Genomic DNA, 21629 nt, shown 5'->3' on the forward strand with positions numbered 1-21629 from the left:
CGCCTTCGCGGCGTCGCAATCATGGCATCAACCGTAGTCCACCAAAGAATGCTCTTCAGCCGGCTTGACGTCCTTGACCGGATAAAGGAACGGCACGTCTGGACGCGCGCGGGGCAGCTTTGCATCGATAAAATCAACTAGCTTCGCCTTGAAGTTCTCCGCCGAAAACTGCTCGGCATTTCTGCGGCATTGCCGTGGATCGAACAGATGTGCGTTGGCTTCGAACTGGCTGACTGCATCGAGTAAAGATTCAGTCGTCTGTTCACGGAAGAACACACCGGTCGGACGTTCGCGCGGCAAGCCGATGACCGACTCCAGCGCGCCGCCCTTGCCGTAAGCAATCACAGGCGTACCGCAAGCCTGCGCTTCCACAATCGAGATACCGAAATCTTCTTCGGCCGCGAAGACGAACGCGCGCGCGCGACGCAAATGATCGAGAAGCACCTCGAACGATTGATAGCCCAGGATGGTCACGTTGCTGCCGGCAACCGCACGAATGCGTTTCATCTCCGGACCGTCGCCAATCACCACGAGCTTGCGCTCAGGCGTTTGCGAGAACGCCTTCACGATCAGGTCGATGCGCTTGTACGGAACCATGCGCGATGCGGTCACATAGAAGTCATCCTTCTCGGTGTTCAAGGTCATGCCCTTGAAATCAACGGGAGGATAAAGCACGGTTGCATCGCGTTGATATGCTTTCTTGATACGCCTCGCGATGAATTGCGAGTTCGCAAGGATGTGGTCCACGCCGTTAGCCGAGCGTGCATCCCAGCCGCGAATATAGTGCAACAAAACGCGCGCCATTACCGACTTCAAACCGTTCGCCAGGCCCGACTCGCGCAGGTACTGATGCTGCAGATCCCATGCATAGCGAATCGGCGAATGCACGTAGCTGACATGCATCTGGTCGGGGCCCGTCAGCACCCCTTTGGCGACCGCGTGCGAACTCGATATGACGAGATCGTAGCCGGATAAATCGAGTTGCTCGATTGCGAGCGGCATCAGCGGCAAATATCCGCGATAGCGCTTTTTCGCGAACGGCAGCTTCTGAATAAACGATGTCTTGACGGACTTGCCTCGCAGACAAGCGCGATCTTCCAGGAAGTCGACAAGCGCAAACACGTCGGCTTGCGGATAGCATTCAATAATGTGCTGGAGCACTTTTTCAGCGCCGCCCGACACCACCAGCCAGTCGTGAACAATAGCAACTTTCACTTCTACCTCCTGTACGTTTAAGGCCGAAAGCGCCCGTGGATGCGCCGCTCGATTTGGGTCATGCAAAGCATGCTGAAGACGGCGCCCGGCGGAGCCTCACGCCGGGTGAATAGTGCAAAACGCCCGGCGCTGGAATTGGACATGTGACTTATTCCTTGCCGCTGACAGGCGTGCGCGGACCGAAGGCAGTACGGAACATTGCAAGGGCTCGAGCCGAACCCGGCAGAAGTCCCGTCATATCCGAACGAACCATCAAGCCCATCAACATGACGGAAAGTGTGGCTTCACCAATCACGCGTGCAAACGCCATGCCGATAGCGCCGTAACGCGGCGCCAGAAACAAGGCGGCCCCGAGATTGGCCACACCGGAAGCAAGTCCTGCGATCGCGAGCAAGCGATCCTTCTTGCGCGGCACGAATACATAGAACGCGACGAATTGATTGAACGCTGCGAACGGGAACATCACGGCCAGGCATTGCAGCACGTGCGCGCTGGGCGCGAATGCGGCGCCGAGAATCAATGGCAGGATGAACGGCGACAAGGTCAGTGCGCCGCACATTGCAAGCAGGCCGTAACCCATCAACAAGGTCGCGCCTCGACGGCTCGTGACGCGTGCGCCGTCGTTGTCGCCCTGGGCGAGCTGACGCGAAATGGTCGGAATGAACACTTGCGCTGCCGGACCCATCAAGCTCAGGCCAATCGTCGCGAAGCGTTCAGCCGCACCGAAATAACCGACTTGCGGCGGCGTGGACAGCAGCGTCAGCAAATACGTCGATGACGCCGTCAGCACTGCCGAGCCCGTCGAATAGCAGAACAGCATGGTCGAGCCGCGAATCAGCGGGACAATGCCCTCAAGCTTGAAACGCGGAAATCCGATATGCGCAAACGTCAAGCCATAAGAGATCGCCGCAGAAATCGCTCCGGCAATCAGCAGGCTTGCGACAACCCAGACCGAATCCGCGGGGCCTTTTACTATCGAGAGGATCAGGACGAGGCTTAATGCAAAGCCCACGACCTCAAGAATGATCGGCGTACGAAAGCGCTGACGCCCTTGAAACAGCCAGCCAAGATTCAATGCAGACACTATGCCGAGCGCGGTCGCAAGCAACCCCATCGCGGGACGCTCGGCGAGCGCCGGCGAAGACAGCGTGGCGATGACACCTACCGCAATGCCTATTGCACACGTGAAGACCCGCGCGCTCGAATGCAAGGAGAAGACCGCGTTGTGGTGACTCGCCTCGTGCGACTTGGCGACGTCGCGCATGCCCACGAACGTGAAGCCGTAGCTCGAAAGCATCCAGATCACATTCATGAGCGACATGGCCGCCAGCACGCGGCCGTATTCAGTGACGCCAAGCACACGTCCATAGAACGGAATGACGACGATGAGGTACAAGTACCTCATCACGTATCCGCCATAAACGAACACCAGAATCTTGGCGTTTTCTTTCTTATCCATTCCGCTCCTTTCCTTTAATCAGCGTGGCACCAAGCACGTATTAGCGTGCGGCCACGCGGCGGCGTGCCAACGGATTCGCGATATAACGAACCGCATAGTCCGACAACGGCGCATACGGCAAGAGGCACAAGCTCGAGAGAACCAGCGTGCCCACTTTTTTCTTAACGCCCCAAAACGGGTTCGCCACAATCGAATGGATATAACCGTGCGATTCGCGCGTCATCCAGTGCCAGCGCGCGGCCAGTGGCGCGTGATAGACACCCGAGCAGAAGTGCGCCTTCTCGTGCGAAAAATCATGAAACGTCGCCGGCAATTCCACGTTCAGACGTGCGCGTGCAATTTCCTTGAGCGTCGTCCAGCGCATGTTCAGCGCCTTGGGCGCCTTCGTCAGGCTTTCCGAATTTGCGAACGACACGCTGGGCGCGCTTGCGTTATGCACGCGATAAGCGCCTAACGATTTTGAAATCGTCGCGACCGGGCCAAGTAAGGCAACACCGTAGATCGCATAGAAGTCGGCGCCGTACCTGTTGACGCTCGATTGCGGCACCGGAAATATCTCGCGCAGCGCACTGACGCGATAAGCATTTCCCGAAGCCGGCGGCGACGGATACAGCCAGCCTCGTCTCAGCAGGCTGCCGCAATCCGCCGGCGGCTCCGAATGCGGCACATGAGTGCCGGTCGGCTCGCCTTCCGGACCGATCACGTCCAGGCGGAATTGCACCTTCGTGTAATCGCCGGCGTCGAATGCAGCCATGACTTCCGATACCGCTGTTGGGTAAAGCAGGTCATCCGAATCGAGCAGGATGGCGTAGTCGGTATCGATGATCTCGACCGCGCAATTGTAGGCGGAAACCTGTCCGCCGTTCTCCTTGAACACCGCCTTGATGCGCGATCCGTAACTCGCGATGATCGCGCGCGAGCTATCGGTCGAGCCGTCGTCGACGACGACCACGCGTGTTGCCGGATAGTCCTGGCCAAGCGCCGACTCGATCGCTTGCGTAATGAAACGCTCGTAGTTGTAATTGCAGATGACGATGGTCACGTGTTTCATGATGCCTCTGTACGGGCTATTGATTTCGATCGGCAAGCTCAGGCGACCTGCCGCGTGGTGACGACCACATACGCAAGATGCACTGGCACTTCCGGCGGTTTCTTCCGCGCGCCGTTCACGTTTTCAGGAACCTTGAAGCGGATATTCAACGTGTCGCCGCCGCTGTCCTTTCCCCATGTAAGCGCCACGTCGCTCGCGGGCGCGGCCTGACCCGTGAGGGCATCGATAAACCTTACATCCGCACGGCTCGACACAGGCGCCTTCAACCCCGGCACCGAGATCGTCCGCCAGCCGCTCGGCGCCGCGACCTGGAACACGAGGTCCTTATTCGAATACACGGCGCTCCCCGCAACGTCGGGGCCGAGCTTCAGTTGCGCCGGCACGCGTTGCAGCGCGCCCGGCACTGTCCGGTTCAAGACGATCAACGCACGGCCCGAGACCGTGTACGTCCGCGGATTTCCGCGTTGCGTAAGACGGAAAGGTTCGACGCCATCCCAGTGATAAACCATGGATACGTACTTGTCCGGGTCATTCCAGTTACGGTCCAGCGCCCACACAGCGAAGTCGAAGAAGTACCGCGCAATGTAGTGCGGATCCTCCATGTAGCGGTCGCCAATTTCCGTCTGCCAGAGTCCCCGCGCAGGACCGTTGCGTACATAACGCTCATACAACAGGTCCAGCTCGGCAACCTTCATGTAATGAATGTCGATGTAATCGACCCAGTCGAGCATGCGCGCATTGACCACCGGACTCTTGTATTCGAGCCACTTGATGTACGTCTCGACGCCGCCCTGATCCGGCCAGCCGCCATACACGATGTAGCAGCGATACTTGCGTATGATCCGCGCCGCTGGTATGTGAATGCGTTCGACGTAGTCCTGCATGGCGCGGTCGTACACACCGTCCTTGTCGCCGTTCGCGCTCGGTCCGTGCCAGAACGTCGCCTGATGCAGACCGCCCGACAGACGTCCTGCTGCCTCGTTCCAGATCTGGAAATAGCGCACGTTGTATGGCGGGGCCGAGTACTTGCGAACCACTGCTTCAACGTATTGCGTCCACGCGTCGACATCGACGGGCGCGGATTTCGAATCGTCGGTGACAGTCGCGTTCCATCCTGGCGTATAAGCGAGCAACAAGAGCGACCGGAAACCATTGCGGTTATTGCTTAGGAGCACTGGCGACAGGTCGCTGTCATAACGCGGACCCGTCCGGTCGACGCGCATTGCATCGTGCGGGGAATCGGGCTGCCCGGGACCCGCTACGTCGCGTCCCCAGGAAATACCCATTTGCCGCCACATTGCAATGTCTCGCGGATCGCCAGCCCAACCGTTGCTGCCGATCAATTGCGTCATCCGGCGCGTGCCAGTAGTGCCTGAATCAGGAACGGCGACCGCTGTTGCGGCAACCGATGTTGCGGCCATCGCGTGAAACGGCGCGGTCGCCACCGCTGCGAGCGTCTGCAACGCGCGCCGTCTTCCGCGCTTGTACCGCGGGTCAAACATTAGGCCACCAAAAATGCGGATTCATGGAGCTCAGCCTGCAGACGTACGCGGCGTGAGATTGAACGGTCGCTGACCGGCATCGTCCTGCAGGATTCTCAGCAGGTCTCGCGCCGCGCGATCCCAACGGAATTGCTGCGCGTGTTCGAGACCGATCTGACGATAATGCTGACGCAATTCGCTGTCGCTCATCATGACGGTGATCTTCTCCGCGATGTCATCGGAGGAGGTTGCATCGCAATACATGACCGCTTGTCCACAAGCCTCGGGAATCGAAGCGTGCGTGGACGCAATCACCGGACAGCCGCAATACATGGCCTCGAGCGGGGGTAATCCAAAGCCTTCATATAGCGACGGAAAGATCAGACAGGCAGCACTTTCGTAAAGCGATTTCAATTCACCGTCGGACACGAACCCGGCCCAGATCACACGTTCGTCTTCGGTCGCCGCGTCCAGCGCGGCGCTGCTCGCGGCCTTGAATACCTTCGTGTTCTTGCCGCCTGCTATCACGAACTTGAGGTTAGGCAGATGCCCCAGCTTCTTGATGGCTTCGAGCGCACGCTGAAGGTTCTTGCGCGGATCGAGACTGCCCACGATCACGCAATACGAATCCTTGGTGAGCTTCAAACGATCGATGATCGCCGGCTCGGAAGTAATCCGGTCAAGATGATCCGCGCCGGGAGGCAACACGACCACGCGCGATTTGTCGAGCTTGAGGTGGAGACAAATGCGCTCTTGCGAGAACGTGGAGATGGTCAGGATCAGCGGCTGAAGACGCGGCAGTATCGAAAATCTGAGCTTGTACCAAAGCACGAATTTCTTGGAGAACGCTTCGGGTACATCGAAAACGGCCATGTCGTGAACCATCACGATCTGCCGGCGTTTGAAAAGCGGATTCGTATTGCACAGGTTGACGAGCGTGGTTTTTCTCGAAGCAATCGGCAACGTGATCTGTTCCCACAGATTGCCGCGAAACCATGGAAAGCGCCGCTGACGCTTGAGCGAGGTCCCGGGCGACACCGCGTCTTGCGGAACGAAGACTTCGAGCTCCTTGCCCGGAATCGCGCGCATTTGCATGGCGCGCGTCAATTCATACGCAACTCGCTGTACGCCGGTGATTCTCTGCGACGTGAACTTTCCGTTGATTGCTATGGCCATTGCACCTTTCCTTGAACGATGTAGCGCGCACCCGGCGTGGGCGCGCTGTGGATCCAGCGAACTCAGTGAACCGTTTCCACATCACCGTGGTCGCTTGCATAGTTCGTGGCATAGCCATAACCGCGGTTGCTTCGTTTAAGCGGTATTCCGTTGAACACAGCACCCGCAATACGCCCTTCGGCACGCGCGAGCTTCCTGACCGTATCCGAGATCTCTTCTTCGCTTTGCATGCCCGAACGCAGCACGAGCAACGAGGAACCTGCTTCGCTCGCGATGATCGAGGCATCGGTCACGGCGAGGAACGGCGGTGTATCGACAATCACGAGATCGAACTGCTTGCTAAGCCTGTCCAGCAACTCCTTGAAGCCGGACTGCATGAGCAAGGCCGCCGGATTGGTCGGACGCACGCCGCAAGAAAGGAACGACACGCCTTCCACGCCGACCGAGCGCAACGCGTTACGCACAGGCAGGCGGCCCGAAAGCACCTCGGCCAGGCCGCCGCGATTGCGTTGTTTGAAAAACGACGCGAGATGGCCGCGACGCATATCGGCATCGATCAGGAGAACTCGCGAGCCCGTTTCCGCATGCAGCACGGCGAGGTTCGCCGCAACGAAGCTCTTGCCCGCTGAAGGCGTCGGGCCGGTGACCATCACAATGTTGTTGGGCGCATGGGCCAGATCGCGTGTCAGCGCCGTGCGTACGGCACGCAGCGCTTCAACGGACGGGTCATGCGGGAAGCGTGCGGCAAGCACCCTGCTGCCCATGCTGTCCAGCGTACCGCCATCGCTGAAGTCGCCTACCGGTTCAGCGCGCGGGAACGGCAGCCCAGGCTTCATGGCCGGAGGCAGCGCCTTCTTCGGCACACCTGCGCTGCTTGGATCGAGACGCATCTGTTGATGACTGAACAGCACTTCGCCGAGGACCGGCACGCTCAAACGGCGTTCGACAAAACGCGGGTCGGTCACGCCGATCATCACGTGGCGACGCATGAATACGAGGAACACGCCCGTGAGCAGACCCAGCACCACACCGCCGCCCAGCACGGCAGGACGATTCGGCTTGACCGGACGATGCGGCCGCACGGCGGAATCAACCACGTGCGCGCCGCCCGACGTGCTTGCACGCCGCACGGTCAGTTGCTCGGCCTTCTGGACCATCCCGAGATAGATCGTTTCAGCAACCTTCTGCGCGCGAATCAGATCCACGCTCTGACGTTCCGACGAAGGCATGCTGCGGAAGCGTCCGTCGAACTCGCCCTTGGCCTTGTTCAACTGAGCAAGCTGAGTATCGACGTTCTGAACCCAGCGGCTCGTCGGCGTGAAGCGCTCCAGCAGTTGCGTGCGTTGCAGTTGCAAGGTCGCGATCTGGCGATCGAAGTCGATACCACCCTGGAGGAACGACTGCGCTTCAGCGGTCGGCTGCATGGAATTAGCGGTCGAGCGGTAGCTCTTTAACGCTTCCTCCGACTTACGCAAGTCGGTCAGCAGGCGCGGCAATTCACCGTTGATGAACGCGAGCGTCTTGGTGTCGTTGGATTGACGGCTTGCAACCGCTGCAGCCAAATATTGCGCTGCCAGCGCGTTGGTGACTTCCGTCGCCTTCGCGGGGCTCTTGTCCGCATATTCAATTTCAATCAGGCCCGAGTCCTTCACTTTGTCGCTGACTTTGATCGTATCGGCGAAACGCTTGACGGCATCGAGATCGTTCCAGCGGATCACCTCGAACGACGTACCCGGACGCGCAACGAGTTGCTTCATCAGAATGGATACGCCGTTTGCATTCTCGGGCACACCCACCATGCCGCTCACCAGCAATTCGTTCGACGGACCGCGCAGTTCATAACGGCCACCATCGAGCGCGATGAGCTTAAGCTTTTCTTCTTCCAGGCTTTGCGGAACGTCGAGGCTTCCGACCTGAACGCGCTCGCCGCCCCATGCGAATGACTTGAGTCCAAGCCAGGGCGCCGATGGTTCACCCGGCGTAGCAAACTTGTCCGCAATATCGCCAAGTAATGGGAACGTGTGCGGCGTGACCGAGACATCGAAGCGATACTTTTCGATAACCGGTTCGAGCACGGAACGGCTGCGCATCACGGCCATTTCAGCGCTCGGCGCGGGCGCCGGAGGCGGCAACGTCTCCTGATTCTGAAGCGCGATTCCGAGCTGGTTCTGCTCCGGCGCGTCGACGCGAATGAGTACATCTGCGGAATAGACGGGAGGCGCAATGAAGATGTAGGCCACCGCAAGCGCGACGACGACTACGGTTGCGACCAGGATTTCCCAGATGTGATCCCGCATCAGGTTGAGCATGTCCTTGGCGCTGAGTTGCCCGCGCTCGTGGCCTGCAGAGGGATTAAGCGAATTTGAAGGGTAGTAATCCACCGGCGTATTCCTTCGATGTCCAATGTATGTCGCGACCGTGCGGCGAAGGTGCCGCTGTCGGGTAGTGCCGCAAAACTTAACGGCCCGCTAAAAGTGATGAAAGGGACGACCTGCTACGTTCAAGCAGCGAGCCAGTCCGCGGCGAAGTAATCGCCTAAGGAAACGCCGAGCGGATTCTCCGCTGACCTGCCTGGAAATTTTCGAGCCATTTCACAGAACGCTCCACGATCTGTACTCCAAAACGTATGTACATCTGCCCTCAACTTGATAAATCGTTCTCGGCCCGCTTTGCGGTAAGTCCACGACGAAAACATACCGCTGCCGTCATGCGACTTCTTCCCTGGCCGGCACCCGCGGCAACAGCCTGCTGAACTCGCGCGCCACAATTCCGTAGCACGCACACGCGTGAGCATGAAGCCCTTCCCGATCATTGACGGTGATGGACCTGCGACTCGTATAAACCACGCCCGCGTCTTGCAACTTGCCGACCGCCGCACTGATACCTTCGCGCCGCACGCCCAGCATTTCGGCAATCAATTGATGGCTCACCTGAACCTCATTGCCCGGCATCCGGTCTGTTTCGAGCAGCAGCCATCGGCATACTTGCTCGCAGACCGAGTGATACCGGTTGCAGATCGCCGTCTGGGCGACTTGCACGAGCAACGCCTGCATGTACAGCAGCAGCAACCTTCGCAACCCGTCCGAGCTCGTGAACTGCTGTTGCAAAGCGGTTGCATTCATCCGATATGCAATACCTTCGAACTGCACCTGAACGCTCATCGGCATTGTCTTGCCGCCGGTTAAGACCGGCACGCCGATCATTCCTTCCGCACCGACCGATGCCACCTGGTTCGACGATCCGTCTTCCATCCGGTAGATCAGCGATACGACTGCCGTCACCGGAAAGTAAACGTGCTCTATTGCTTGCCCGCTTTCGCACAGCACCTGACCTTCCCGAAGCGAAACGGATTCCAGGAACGGATGCAACGCCTGCCACTCGCGAGTAGGTAGTGCGTTAAGCAAATGATTCGTGTGCCCTTCGTCCTCGGCTCTTAGCATTTACAGTGCCCTGTTGTGATCGACTCATGATCCGCTCGTGATCCGCTCGTTACTCGGCAATTGCGATGACTCACTTCATCACGCCGTTCAAGACCCGACGGAATCACGCTCGGATCGCAGCGATACCGCTGGCGCATGTCGACATGCATTCGCAGGTTTTGCGCCAACTCAACATGCTTGGCTCTGAAGGCATCGGGATAAATACGTCATACGCTGCGAGCGGCTAAACACCCGGATCGCGGACAACAGTTCCGATTTGATAAAAACGCAGACCCCGAACCCGCCAAATTTACCGCCGGGTTATCCGTGGCTTTCGACGTGTGTCAGGTTGGATTCATGGATTCGCCGCGGCGCACTGCATGCTGGAGGCTGATCCAGGCGTCGAAAGCGCGTTCAGAAAGGCAGTGTTTAAATCCTCTCAATCTTCTGAGGAATAAAAGCGCAGTTCCCTTTCATGTTGCGTTGAAGCATAGACCGGGGAAAACGAATGAAATTGGTCAAGGCTTAAAATCTAGAACTATTGGCCGATTATGCTGAACGCTTTACGGGTTTCATAGGGAAAGAAAGAATTGTTGCGATCTGCAATATGTGTAACAGAGATTGTATATATAGAATCTTTTCTAATTTTCTGGTCTTCTGATACATCCGGCAGGTAGCTGGATGCACCAGCTTGAGCAGGAACGAAATTAGCTAAAGTCTTGCTCCGCATAGCGCTACGCAAAGCCTGTAGTTCCGCTTCTCTGCCTGAATTCGTTTCTATATTAATAATACAGATCGGAAATTCTTTCCGTGGATTGTTAATGTACAAGCAATTCCGTTGATCAAGAGTAATTATTTCTTAATCACGCCGCTGCATTCGCCATTCATTAGGACCACTCCGCCAATCGATCAGTTGGTTATTGCGCGGAGTTACGCTGTGCTGCACAAAGTCATGCTTGCAGCTTTGGAGGAATAAATAGTGGACACGTTGACGGACTTTTATCGGCCTAGCGACATACATCACCGGGATGAATCTAAAGTTAATAAACGACACATCGGGCTGCTGATCTCAAACGAATGCTCCGTGACGAACGCCGGGGCGATCGGTGAGGCCTTCCGCCTGGCAAACGAATTCGAGCAAGCCGGCGGCGGTGAGCCGTCTTATCGGCTGTCGGTGTTGTCGGAAGCTGGCGGGTTTGTTACGAGCTCTTCCAGCATCTCCATCTGGACGCAGAAGCTCGAGACCTATGCGCTGATGGACTTCCATGCGTTCTTCGTAGCGTGCCGCGATACAGACCCTGCAGGAGGCCCCGACGACCGCCTCTTGTCATGGATGTCCCGCCCTGGCCGCGACGCGTCCCTGCGAAGCCAGCCGGGCGCAAACTCCGTCTTTGATCCAAAGAACCTGGCGCGATCCCCAGTGCCGATCTTTTGGTTCAAGGACGCACCGGTCGCAGACTGGTCAACCACCACGACGCCCGCCGACATGGCGCTTGCACAAATTGAACGCGACCTCAGCGCCGATACCGCGCGGAGAATCGCACGCGTTTTGCAACCGCACGCCATTCAGCGTACGAAGCCTGATCTCGACGACCTGAACGCGCGGACGACCACCGAGAAGATTCACGAGTCGGCCCGGTGGATCAAGGAAAATTACAGCAAGCCGATCTCGGTGGCGCAAGCGGCCGAATCCGCTGCCATGAGCAAGCGCAATTATCTACGCCGCTTCAAGTCCGAGTTTGGCGTAACGCCGCTGGAATATTTGATCCGAACGCGCTTCGAGATCGTTTGCACGTTGTTGATGGACACCGATTTACCTATCGACAAGATCGCGAGACGTTGCGGCATGGGCGATGGAAATCGGCTGGGACGTTTGTTCAGGCAGCGCTTCGGCGTTTCACCCATGCACTTCCGGTCGCGCGGGCAAATACGATCGGGAGCGCAATCCCTTAATGCAACCGATGGACGTGACTCGACCGGCAGAACCTTGCCGCCGGACTCCGAATCGCTACAACGCGATCTGGTTGCACTTAGCACGAGTGGAAAGCATGCGTAAAACTAAAACAGGTCAGTTCGGCGATTGGAGTACCGCGCCGAATCAGGGCAATTCCTCGGCGTTGCCGCTGAAGGAGATCGTGGCTTCGAATCCAACGGCTTTGACGGCTGCGGATTCGCCATTGAAGAAGCCCGCCACGATGCAATCTTCGGCTTCGATGAGCAGGAAGATCAAGGAAGGCGCGAAGTCGATGTTGCCCGACGGGCTTTTCCTCACACTGATGCATCGCAAGTTCATTGGCCGCTTTCCCAAGCTGCTGCATCCAGTGACGTTCAATGAAAAGATTTTGCAGCGCAGTCTGAAACCCGACGCGCGCTATGCAGATCTGACGGACAAGTTGACGGTTCGCGATTACGTAAGGACGAAGCTCGGCGAAGAGCATCTGGTTCCGTTGATATCGGCGCCCGACAGCTTTACGCAATCAGTCTTCGATGCACTGCCGAACTCTTTCGTGATGAAGGCCAATCACGGCAGCAGCTTTGTAGAAGTGGTCAGAGATAAATCCCAGACGTCGTTCAAAAAATTGCAGGTGCTTGCTGAACGCTGGCTGGCTACGGACTTCTATAAGGTCGGACGAGAGCGTCATTACACGAAGATCGAGCGGCGGATTTTTTTCGAAAAGCTTCTTCTCGACCAAAGTGGTCAGATCCCTGCTGATTACAAGCTGCATTGTTTCGGCGGCAACACGGGACGGCCGACCATGTACATACTCGTGATCTCGGACCGGTTCGGGAGCAACACGCACGGGGACGTGTACGACGTCGACTGGAAACACCTGGATATTGCGATCGGCTATTACAAACGCAGCGATTCGCCCAGCCCCGCGCCCGAAAACCTGAAAGCGATCCTGGACACTGCAGCCATTCTTGCAGAGGACTTCGACTACGTTCGCGTCGATCTGTACGCACCCGACAATGACGTCTATTTCGGCGAGCTGACCTTCACGCCAGGAGCCGGCGTTTTGCCGTTCACGCCAGATAAGGTGGATTACGAGTGGGGCCGTTTGCTGTCATGAAGCGCAGTAGCTTCGCTTAGCGCACCTGTAAAAACTGGAAAGCTTTGCAATTAGTACAGGATGCCTAATCATCAGATTATCGTTGTGAGAGCAGTAAGCTCGCTATCATTTGCTCCCAAAGATACTCCTGAAACACTCCCTGCCTTTACGCGTAAAGATCCCACCTAAGCTGAGCCACACAGCGGTTACGATCAGCAGAAAAATCATGACGACCATGCCGAAGAATGTCTTGGCATTGGTAAATTTGATCGGATTCTTCTGCGCGCTCATGCTTGTCTAATGATCTTGAGTAGCGTAACGGGTGAAGGCGGGAACGTGTAGCAAAAGCGGCCAATTCCAACGTGGTCCAACAGCCACCACTTTACAGCGATTGATCGAAGTATTGCACTCAATCTTCTTACGAGATGTACGAGATGTACGAGTGGCTTCGAGGGTAAGTCCAGCAAGAAACGAGCACGGAAACCTATCGGCAAGGGCACCTGATTCGTTCCCCGCAATCTGCAAATGCAAAGAGCCGGGAGAGCGCAACGCTCTCCCGGCTCCCCTGGACTTCGAACAATCAACTACGCCGAAACATCCCCTTTATACATCCGCGTGCGACGCCGTGAATCCCGTGAACGCTGCATAAGGCGCACTGAGCGGAGCACCGTTGATCATGATTCCGTACGTGCTGTTGCCGCTATCGAGTACGTAATACATCACCGAAAGAATGTTGTGCGTCTTTCTCGCCGCATAGAAGTTGCCCAACTGCGACGTGATGTAGTTCGCCCGATAAGCCTGCGTTTGCTCAGGACCCGTGTTCCACTCCGTGATCATGAACGGCACACCGTAGCGCGCCTTGCAATACGTCGGCAAATCGAAGCCGGGGCCCGCGCCGTCCGTACTGATATTGAAGATGTCGCCATACACTTCATAGTTATGCCACGTGGTGATATCCCAGCGAACCTTCGGATAACCGCGGCTTCCGTCCGGCTGCGTGCCTTCCCACAACGCATCGGCCGCACCGACGTCGGCGACACAGAAGTTGATGCCGCACTTTGAGTTCGACTGCACCGACTTGACACCGTCTATCATGCCGCGCATCACGCCACGCATGGCAGGCCAGTTCGCGTTGTTGAAGTCGACAGCCTTGGTGCCGGCTTCGGTGAAGTTCAGGATTGTGGAGTTTTGCCGCGTCAGTTCGTTGCCGCATTCGTACATTGTCACGCCGTACTGCTTGAGCGCATTCGCCACCGTCGATCCGACCATGTACCCCTGGTTGTACGCAACGCTTTCGCCCGCCAGCACATTGCCATTGGCGTCGGTCATGCCCTGATTGATCAGCACCAGCAACGTCATGCCAGCCGACTGGAATGCAGCCGCGAGTTTTGCCACGGCGGCAATCTGCTTCGGGTCGTCGCTACATCCAACGCGATAACTCTTGCAACCCATGCTCTTGAGAATAGAGATGATCTGCGCCGGGGTATAGGTATAGTCCCAGTGACCGTTCACGCCGAAGAAGCTGCCGGCGGTAGCGGCGACGGGCGTGCGCGGGTCCGACGATGCCAGCCAGCCAGCGGCGTCGGTCCATACATAGAACTGGCCGCCGGTGTTCTTGTGCCACATCACGCCGCCGTACCAAAGCAGCAGAGCCACGTTGTAGTTGACGCCAACGACTGTGCCATCTCTATAGATGACACCGCCGCTCACCGTCCACTTGCGCCCTTGCTTGTCGATGAGCACCGACCCCGACGGAATGGTTGCGCCATCTGCAGAAGTGCCGGCAGTGCGCGGATCGAGACAGGCTGACCATCCGGAACCGTTCCACGAGTAAAACTGGCCCCCGGTGTTCTGGTGATAGATGGTGCCGTTATACCAAAGCACCAACGCGGCGTTGTAGTTGACGCCTGCAACCGAACCGTTCTTGTAGACCACTCCTCCTGAGAGCGTCCAGACGTTGCCGGAGCTATCGATTATTGAGGATGCCGAAGGTAAGCTCGCACCGCTGGCAGATGCCGTGGTCGCAGCGTTCGCTATTGCACTTCCAACTGCGGCACCGTTCGTTGCACTGTTAGCGACCGCACCGGCGTTGCCGATTCCATCGCTTGAACCACCACCGCATGCGCTGAGGAGATAGCTTCCGCCGACCGCGGTAAGGCAACCAAGAAATTGACGTCGTTTGATCATGGCGAGTTTGTCCGCTGTCGAGAAAAAGCCCGACAGAAAATAAGCAAATGATTTTTAGTTTTCGACACACGAATGCTGTTGGGAGCAGTGCACCCGAAGCGCTTTATTTACTTCGTATATCTAACTAACCCAATGAATTTTTGACCCATTCCGTGCTCAGTGTCGGATGGCGCTCTAAACGATTAGGACGGCTTGCAACCTGGAAACACGAGCGCGAAGGCGTACCTGGCCATGCGGTCACTTGTGTGACCGCAAACCTCGTCGTGCATTCGGAACACTAACGTGCGAACCCCGACCCCGGTGTAGCGACTGTCGAGCAGTCGCTATTCTTAGCTGTATCGTTTATTACGCAAACGTTTAACCGAGTATGCCGCTTACTTTAGCGATTCGGCAAAGTCTACCTTTCCTGCTGACCACGGATGTAAATGTACCCGGAATGTGCGGTAGACCACAAACGAATCAGTAATATTCAGTTAAATAGCGAAATTCTTCCCATGGCCTGTTGCGACGCAAGAAAATTTACTCAAACTGAGCCGACATTAATAGGATGATTTCAGCAAGAATTATCGGTCGGTGGATAATTTGGGGTGAATTACGGTATTAAATTCGGAATTGTTTGTGCGAGGGAGTCGCGATCTGGGAGAAACGGTAAATATTATTCGTATGATGTTATTAGACGGCTGATTTATCCAGATGAATAAGTCGGCATCTCAGTATCATTCGAGGAAAATCTTCTCTTAGCCTTCCCAACCTCAGAGCTGGTGCGGCGTCGGCCGGATTATTCTTCATATAATATTAATTATTACTATTGCGCGCATATTACCGATTTTGAAATCTCGAAGAGTCAATATTGCTCTAACAAGTTTCCCTGATACTGCCGGCAAAATTGCATTTCCCGTACATTTTCCAAACAGATTAATTAGTCTTTTTCGAGCAGATTTCTTTACACATTAGTTGCCGGAACGCTGCTTCCACTAAACAACCTGACAATTAGCACGTACATGCCACGTCGAATTGCCGGCCGGCTATTCCGAGTACATCCATTTTCTTGATGAAGGCGTTCGCAAGCGAATCCGGACTTTCCTCAAAGAATCCCTTCGTTTGGACCGAATTCACGCGACGCGCGCCGTTTTTTCCGATCGGATCCGATCTTTCCAACAAGGGATTAATATCGGAATCCTGATTGTTGTCGGGATGCGTACCGCAAACGAGGCGCGCGAGCGCGCCTCTCCCGTTCGATTATTCCCCGTCGGTCTTGATGCCAAGCTCTCCCGCCATCCTCTCGACCAGCACACGCAAACGCGACACTTCTTCGGCTAACCGCTTCTGCTCCGCCTTCAACATATCGAAGTCGTTGAAAGAAACCGAATCATCGATCATTGCGCCAGCCGGCACGTCGCTCACCGCAACTTCGCCACACAACAAATGCGCCCATCGGCTTTCGCGCTCTCCAGGCGTGCGCGGCAACTTGATTACGCGTGGCGGTTCGCTTGCAGCGAGTTCATCGAGGAAGGCTTCCACCGACGATATATCGGCGAAACCATGCAAACGCGCAGCGTTCAGGCGCAACTCGGCAGGCGTTTGCGGCCCGCGCAAAATCAACGTGGTCAACAATGCCGCTGCCTGACTCGGAACGCCCAGCGAACGCGTGATGTTGTGCTCGAAGCGCGGCACACGGCTGCTGCTACCTTCGAACACGAGGCTCAGGCGCTTGAGTTCGTCGATAGCCGTGAGCACGTCGGCCTCCGTCACGTTCATCACCGGCGACCGGGCGGTCTTCTGATTGCAACCGAGTGTCAGTGCATTGACGGATAGGGGATAAGCGTCCGGCACCGTGTGCTGCTTTTCGACAAGCACGCCCAGCACGCGCGCCTCCAGGAGAGTCAGGGAACGCATTGCGGGACGTGAGGGGATATCTGGAGTGGAGTTCATGCGTGACAGAGCCGGTGCTGCTACTTGAATTCTGGTCCGGCGCGAGCCGGGCGAAGCGTCTTCGTGTGAGAACGACGATCCATATGATATCCGCCCTGCGCCGCCCCAGGAACCGGCGCCTGCATCGGCTGAATCATCAGCGGTTCAAGCGCGCTTCAATACGTGCGATCAGCCGGTCGGTCCACGCGCGCAGCATGCCATTAGATGGCTCAAGCAGTGTTGAACCAGCAACGATCCTGTACACCTTGTTGCGGCCGATCTTCGAAATTTTCGCGGGGTCGAGCCAGTCATCGTTATTGACGAGCAGCACGAGCGTTTCCAGCCCGATCAAAACCGGCCACAGACAAGAAAGCCTGAGCCGGACCGACAATGCGGGAATGGAAAACGTATAGTCGATTGCCGCGCGATAGTGATCCAGCGTCAGGCGCAACAGCTCGAACAACAACGGTTGCGCACGAAGCGACGCGCCCGGCGCGAGCAGATCCTCGGGCTTCAATCCATATTTATCGAGCATTGGCACCGGAAGATAACAACGGCCAATGCGCAAGTCCTTGCTGCAATCGCGCAGCACGTTGGTCATTTGCAGCGCTTTGCCGAAACGAACACCGTTCGCCAAGGCCATTTCAGGCGCGCCCTTCAACGTGCCCGGCATGTGCGCATAAGTCATCCGGGTCCAGAATTCGCCGACGCAACCCGCGACCAGATATGTATAGGTATCGAGTTCTTCGAGCGTATTGAGTGCGGCAATCCGGCCCGACGATTCGTCCGGGAATGTGTGCAGGTCGAATTCCATCCCCTGCGTGAGCGTGGTTACGATCCCGCGCACCGCGTTGTGGTCCGGATCGTTCAACTGAGACAGCACGGTCAATGCGCCGTCGATTGATTCGAGCAGCACTTTTTCGTCGGAGAGGCTTTGCTGGCCCGCGACTTCTTGCGCAAGACGTTGAGTCAGCGTGCCGTCATCGGGCGCACCGTTCACCAGGTTTCGCAGCGATAACAATAATTCCAGCCGCTGTTTCGGCGAGATCAGCGAGGTATCGGCGATCGTGTCCGCAGCCCGCGCCAGCAAGTAGGCAAGCCCGATGGGATCGCGCATCCCGGCAGGCAGTACACGCAGGGTGAGGTAGAAGGACCGCGAGACGCCCTTCAGGAGCGGGCCGAGAAGCACGGCCCGGGATGGATTACGCATTGGATGGAATCTGGTCGATGTTGGACAATTCAGGCGCTGCCGAATTGTATCTGCGTTCCGGCCCGCGTTCCTGATCCCGCCAATCCATCGGCCGGCATGCGCTATGAAGCCCTCGCCCACATGCGAACCATCATCGTCTCTGCGCGTTAAACGCAGCCGCCGGAAGCTTTATTCGCCCAACGCGGTCACGGTAATCTCGACCAGCAAGTCGGGCGCGGCGAGCTTCGACTCGACCGTCGCACGCGTCGGCGCGCAGCCTGGCGCGACCCACGCGTCCCACACTTCGTTCATGCCGGCGAAGTCGCGGGCAATATCGGCGAGCCAGATTTGCGCGGATATAAGCCGCGTCTTGTCGATACCGGCCTGCGCGAGAAATCCATCGATCTTCGCGAGCACTTGCTGCGTTTGCAGCTTTACGTCGGGCGTGCGGTCATTCGATGTCTGCCCGCCGATAAACACCAGCCCCGCTGCTTTCACAACCCGGCTCATGCGTTGATTGGTTTCGATCCTGACAATATCGCTCATGGTGTTCCTTTATGAAATTGAAAATGGCTGCGTTCAACTTACCGCAGCCGGGGCGCCATTAAAACCTTTGAACCGGTCGATGGCAAATGCATCCAGCGGCAACGACGCCACGCCGTCCAGCACCAGCTCGGACACCAGCTTGCCGCAGCCCGGCCCCAACTGAAAACCACTGCCGCAATATCCGAACGAGTACGTCAGGTTCGAAGCGCGCTTGCTGCGCGAAATAACGGGAAGCGAGTCGCCGGTGAACGCCTCCACGCCGGCCCAAGCGCGATTGATGCCGAGATGACGCAGATGCGGAAACAGATCGACCACGGTATTCGCGCTCTTCACCAGCCGCACGAAATCGACTTCGCCATGCCGTCCCGCCAGATCCGCGATACCAATCAGCTTCCCGCCGATCACGACCGTGCCGTTATCGAATTGCTTGAACGACAACGGCCTGCCGGTTGCGCCCAGCGTCGCGCGACAAAACGGCGCCGCGCGATGCGTGACCATCAACATCAGCCCTTCGGGATGAACCGGAACCGGTTCGCCCACTTGCGCCGCGAGTTCGCCGGCCCACGCGCCCGCCGTGACAACGAGTTGCGCCGCAGAAAAATCACCACGCGGCGTATGCGCGATCCACCGTTCGCCTTGCTGCTCGATGCGCGTCACGGGCGTGCCTTCGTGAAACACCGCACCGTTTCGTTCAGCCGCGATCCGGAACGCGGTCGTCGCGCGAAACGGCAACGCGTAGCCATCGCGCTCGACCCAGATACCGCCGGTCACGTGCGGCGTGATGGCCGGTTCGAGTTCAAGCAGCGTCTCGCGATCGATGATCTTTTCATGCGTGAAGCCATGCGACTCCAGCAGCGCCACGCGTTCGCGGCATTCATCGAGTTCGGCTTCGGTTTCCGCGATCTTCAACTGGCCCGACGCGACGAAACCGGCGTCATCGCCGACTGTCTCCACAATGTTGTGCCAGATCTCGCGCGACATCAGCGCCAGCGGAATCTCGGGCACCGGACGGCCGAGCGTGCGCACGCCGCCCGCGTTCACGCCCGATGCATGCCGCCCGATGTAATCCGCTTCCAGCACCGTCACGCTCGCCCCACGGCGCGCGAGATGGAACGCACTGCTCGATCCATGCAAGCCGCCGCCGATCACCAGCACGTCCGACTCGTTGGCTGCGGGCTTAGTCACCGGCGAGTTCTCCGAGCGTAAGTGGTTTGATCGGCGGACGGATTCGGTAGTAGCCAACCGTTTCAGGGGTCACGCTACGCGCGCTGGCGATGACTTCGGTCACCGTCAGGCCACACATGCGCCCCTGGCACGGACCCATGCCGCATCGGCCGAAAGACTTTGCCTGATTCGGTCCGAGACAACCGAGTTCCACGAACTGCCTGAGTTGTCCCGCCGTCACCTCTTCGCAACGGCACACGATGACCTCGTCTTTCGGCACGCGGTTTTCATCGCGGGGACGATAAAGGCTGTCGAGGAACGGCCGGATGCGCATCACTTCGGCAAGCCGCCGCAAACGCGGCAAGGCGCTTTGATCGCGGGTCTTGTTGTCGATTGCATGAAGTTGCGCGGCAATCGCCAACGCCGTCACTTCGCCCTGCATTTCCGCCGCCTGCGCGCCGCCAATACCACCGCCATCGCCCGCGACAAAGATGCCCGGGACATCGAGTTCGCCCCATTTGTTGGTGACTGGCGTGAAGCAGAGTTGCGCGTCGTCCCATTTGTGCGATGCCCGCAGCGACAACGAGAATTGCGTATTCGGCACCACGCCCTGATGCAGCAGAATCACCTTTGCCTCGATCCGATGCGACACGCCGCGCACCGAGAACGTCAGCGCGTTGGCGCGCTCGGCGCCGTTTTCGCCTATCGCGCCTTCCACGCGCAGATCGTCCGCGGCTTCGTGCATGGGCACGCCGGCATCGCGTAACGTACGCATCAATTGCAGGCCTTTGCTCAAGTACGGCCACGCGCGCAATGCCGACACCATGTGACGTTTCGCGCGCCAGCGATCCTCGTGGCGGGTTGTATCGACAAGCGCGCGGATCGGAACGCCCGCGCGCACGTATTGCCAGCCGAGCAAATACAACAGCGGTCCGCAGCCAACGAGAACCGGCGGTTCGCTCGGCACTTCGCCCGCGCTTTTCAGCAGGATCTGCGCCGCGCCCGCGGTCAAAACGCCAGGCAAGGTCCAGCCGGGAATCGGGAACGGCCGTTCAAGCGCGCCGGTTGCCAGCACCACGCGTTTTGCCTCGAAGCTGGCGACCTTTCCGTCCTTCAGGTAATGCACTGTCTTCTCGCGCGTCACCTGCCAGACGGACGCGTTCGGCACGTAACGCGCGCCGGAACGGGCGAACGCCGTGGCAAGCGCGCTGCCTGCCTGATAGTCCGGACCTAGGATCTCGCGGCGCTGTGCGTCGCTGCGTTCTATCGCGCGATAAATCTGCCCGCCGACCGATTCCTGTTCGTCGAGCACGACCACGGACAAACCCGCGCGCGCCGCTTGCGTCGCCGCCGCGAGGCCTGCAGGACCTGCGCCGATCACGGCGACATCGATGGATTCAGCGGCCATGAACGCTCTCCTTAGTCTCGTACGACATTGGCGGGAGATCGCTCGCGCCTTCTTGCGAGTGAATACGCATGCCGTCACGCACGGAGACGAGACAACTTTGCCGGCTCGGCACGCCATCGATTTCGACCAGGCATTCGAAGCACGCGCCCATCATGCAATACGGTGCGCGCGGTGCGCCCGATACCGGCGTCGCGCGAAAACGCTGCACGCCTGCCGCGAGTAATGCGGCGGCGACGGAGCGGCCGCCGGGCACCTCGAGCGGCTCGTCGTTGAACCAGATCTGAACGATGTCGTCGGCCACGGCGGGCGCGACCGGTGCAAGCACCCTGAATAGCGGTTTGGATGTCATATCGATGCGAAATGTCGGTGTTCT

Annotated in this window: 16 protein-coding genes; 2 read left to right on the top strand and 14 right to left on the bottom strand. The window is 57.9% G+C overall.

Going from position 1 to position 21629, the window contains the following annotated elements:
• Positions 1–27: 27 nt before the first annotated feature.
• The 7 genes from ASG35_RS18115 to ASG35_RS18145 all read right to left on the bottom strand — a co-directional run bounded on the left by ASG35_RS18115 (position 28) and on the right by ASG35_RS18145 (position 9822).
• The gene (locus ASG35_RS18115; RefSeq protein ID WP_056360276.1) at positions 28–1215 is read right to left on the bottom strand and encodes a glycosyltransferase family 4 protein; all 1188 of its coding nucleotides are present in this window, start codon (positions 1213–1215) and stop codon (positions 28–30) included.
• A 148-nt stretch (positions 1216–1363) separates the two neighbouring features.
• Complete coding sequence (locus ASG35_RS18120) at positions 1364–2674, bottom strand: lipopolysaccharide biosynthesis protein (RefSeq protein ID WP_056360280.1); 1311 nt, start codon at positions 2672–2674, stop codon at positions 1364–1366.
• Between the two features lie 40 nt (positions 2675–2714).
• Positions 2715–3725, bottom strand: coding sequence for a glycosyltransferase family 2 protein (locus ASG35_RS18125; RefSeq protein ID WP_056360283.1), 1011 nt, complete (start codon positions 3723–3725; stop codon positions 2715–2717).
• Between the two features lie 38 nt (positions 3726–3763).
• Positions 3764–5227, bottom strand: a complete 1464-nt coding sequence (locus ASG35_RS18130; RefSeq protein WP_056360285.1) for a hypothetical protein — start codon at positions 5225–5227, stop codon at positions 3764–3766.
• A 30-nt stretch (positions 5228–5257) separates the two neighbouring features.
• Entirely contained in the window at positions 5258–6382 is a 1125-nt protein-coding gene (locus ASG35_RS18135; protein ID WP_056360288.1) for a glycosyltransferase family 4 protein, read from the bottom strand.
• 62 nt (positions 6383–6444) lie between these two features.
• Positions 6445–8763, bottom strand: a complete 2319-nt coding sequence (locus tag ASG35_RS18140) for a polysaccharide biosynthesis tyrosine autokinase (protein WP_235527583.1) — start codon at positions 8761–8763, stop codon at positions 6445–6447.
• Positions 8764–9087: 324 nt separating this feature from the next.
• On the bottom strand, positions 9088–9822 hold the full coding sequence (locus ASG35_RS18145; protein ID WP_056360291.1) for a Crp/Fnr family transcriptional regulator: 735 nt from the start codon (positions 9820–9822) through the stop codon (positions 9088–9090).
• Positions 9823–10885: 1063 nt separating this feature from the next.
• On the opposite strand from ASG35_RS18145, the gene ASG35_RS18150 reads away from it, so the two are divergent.
• Both ASG35_RS18150 and ASG35_RS18155 read left to right on the top strand, forming a co-directional pair.
• Entirely contained in the window at positions 10886–11857 is a 972-nt protein-coding gene (locus tag ASG35_RS18150; RefSeq protein ID WP_156393230.1) for a helix-turn-helix domain-containing protein, read from the top strand.
• Positions 11858–11996: 139 nt separating this feature from the next.
• On the top strand, positions 11997–12872 hold the full coding sequence (locus ASG35_RS18155) for an ATP-grasp fold amidoligase family protein (RefSeq protein WP_082508465.1): 876 nt from the start codon (positions 11997–11999) through the stop codon (positions 12870–12872).
• A gap of 582 nt (positions 12873–13454) precedes the next feature.
• On the opposite strand, the gene ASG35_RS18160 is transcribed toward ASG35_RS18155, so the two are convergent.
• The 7 genes from ASG35_RS18160 to ASG35_RS18190 form a co-directional block, all read right to left on the bottom strand.
• Positions 13455–15038, bottom strand: a complete 1584-nt coding sequence (locus ASG35_RS18160; protein WP_056360294.1) for a hypothetical protein — start codon at positions 15036–15038, stop codon at positions 13455–13457.
• Between the two features lie 1239 nt (positions 15039–16277).
• Positions 16278–16970, bottom strand: a complete 693-nt coding sequence (locus ASG35_RS18165) for a YceH family protein (RefSeq protein WP_056360297.1) — start codon at positions 16968–16970, stop codon at positions 16278–16280.
• 136 nt (positions 16971–17106) lie between these two features.
• Positions 17107–18159, bottom strand: coding sequence for a phytoene/squalene synthase family protein (locus ASG35_RS18170; protein WP_056360299.1), 1053 nt, complete (start codon positions 18157–18159; stop codon positions 17107–17109).
• Positions 18160–18327: 168 nt separating this feature from the next.
• Entirely contained in the window at positions 18328–18684 is a 357-nt protein-coding gene (locus tag ASG35_RS18175; RefSeq protein WP_056360302.1) for a RidA family protein, read from the bottom strand.
• Positions 18685–18717: 33 nt separating this feature from the next.
• Positions 18718–19869: an NAD(P)/FAD-dependent oxidoreductase gene (locus tag ASG35_RS18180; RefSeq protein WP_056360305.1), complete on the bottom strand. Its 1152-nt coding sequence runs from the start codon at positions 19867–19869 to the stop codon at positions 18718–18720.
• Positions 19862–21256 carry an FAD/NAD(P)-dependent oxidoreductase gene (locus ASG35_RS18185; RefSeq protein WP_056360308.1) on the bottom strand — a complete coding sequence of 465 codons (1395 nt, stop codon included), beginning with the start codon at positions 21254–21256 and terminating at the stop codon, positions 19862–19864. Before ASG35_RS18185 ends, ASG35_RS18180 begins: the two co-directional genes overlap by 8 nt.
• Positions 21246–21605, bottom strand: a complete 360-nt coding sequence (locus ASG35_RS18190; RefSeq protein WP_056360311.1) for a (2Fe-2S)-binding protein — start codon at positions 21603–21605, stop codon at positions 21246–21248. The genes ASG35_RS18185 and ASG35_RS18190 overlap by 11 nt, the downstream gene beginning before the upstream one ends.
• Between the last annotated feature and the right edge of the window lie 24 nt (positions 21606–21629).

Source organism: Burkholderia sp. Leaf177 (assembly GCF_001424345.1).
Taxonomy (GTDB): domain Bacteria; phylum Pseudomonadota; class Gammaproteobacteria; order Burkholderiales; family Burkholderiaceae; genus Caballeronia.

Coding starts and splice junctions, on each gene's coding strand:
- ASG35_RS18120 (WP_056360280.1), bottom strand. CDS start 2,674: ATGGATAAGAAAGAAAACGCCAAGATTCTGGTGTTCGTTTATGGCGGA.
- ASG35_RS18125 (WP_056360283.1), bottom strand. CDS start 3,725: ATGAAACACGTGACCATCGTCATCTGCAATTACAACTACGAGCGTTTC.
- ASG35_RS18130 (WP_056360285.1), bottom strand. CDS start 5,227: ATGTTTGACCCGCGGTACAAGCGCGGAAGACGGCGCGCGTTGCAGACG.
- ASG35_RS18135 (WP_056360288.1), bottom strand. CDS start 6,382: ATGGCCATAGCAATCAACGGAAAGTTCACGTCGCAGAGAATCACCGGC.
- ASG35_RS18145 (WP_056360291.1), bottom strand. CDS start 9,822: ATGCTAAGAGCCGAGGACGAAGGGCACACGAATCATTTGCTTAACGCA.
- ASG35_RS18155 (WP_082508465.1), top strand. CDS start 11,997: ATGCAATCTTCGGCTTCGATGAGCAGGAAGATCAAGGAAGGCGCGAAG.
- ASG35_RS18160 (WP_056360294.1), bottom strand. CDS start 15,038: ATGATCAAACGACGTCAATTTCTTGGTTGCCTTACCGCGGTCGGCGGA.
- ASG35_RS18165 (WP_056360297.1), bottom strand. CDS start 16,970: ATGAACTCCACTCCAGATATCCCCTCACGTCCCGCAATGCGTTCCCTG.
- ASG35_RS18170 (WP_056360299.1), bottom strand. CDS start 18,159: ATGCGTAATCCATCCCGGGCCGTGCTTCTCGGCCCGCTCCTGAAGGGC.
- ASG35_RS18175 (WP_056360302.1), bottom strand. CDS start 18,684: ATGAGCGATATTGTCAGGATCGAAACCAATCAACGCATGAGCCGGGTT.
- ASG35_RS18185 (WP_056360308.1), bottom strand. CDS start 21,256: ATGGCCGCTGAATCCATCGATGTCGCCGTGATCGGCGCAGGTCCTGCA.
- ASG35_RS18190 (WP_056360311.1), bottom strand. CDS start 21,605: ATGACATCCAAACCGCTATTCAGGGTGCTTGCACCGGTCGCGCCCGCC.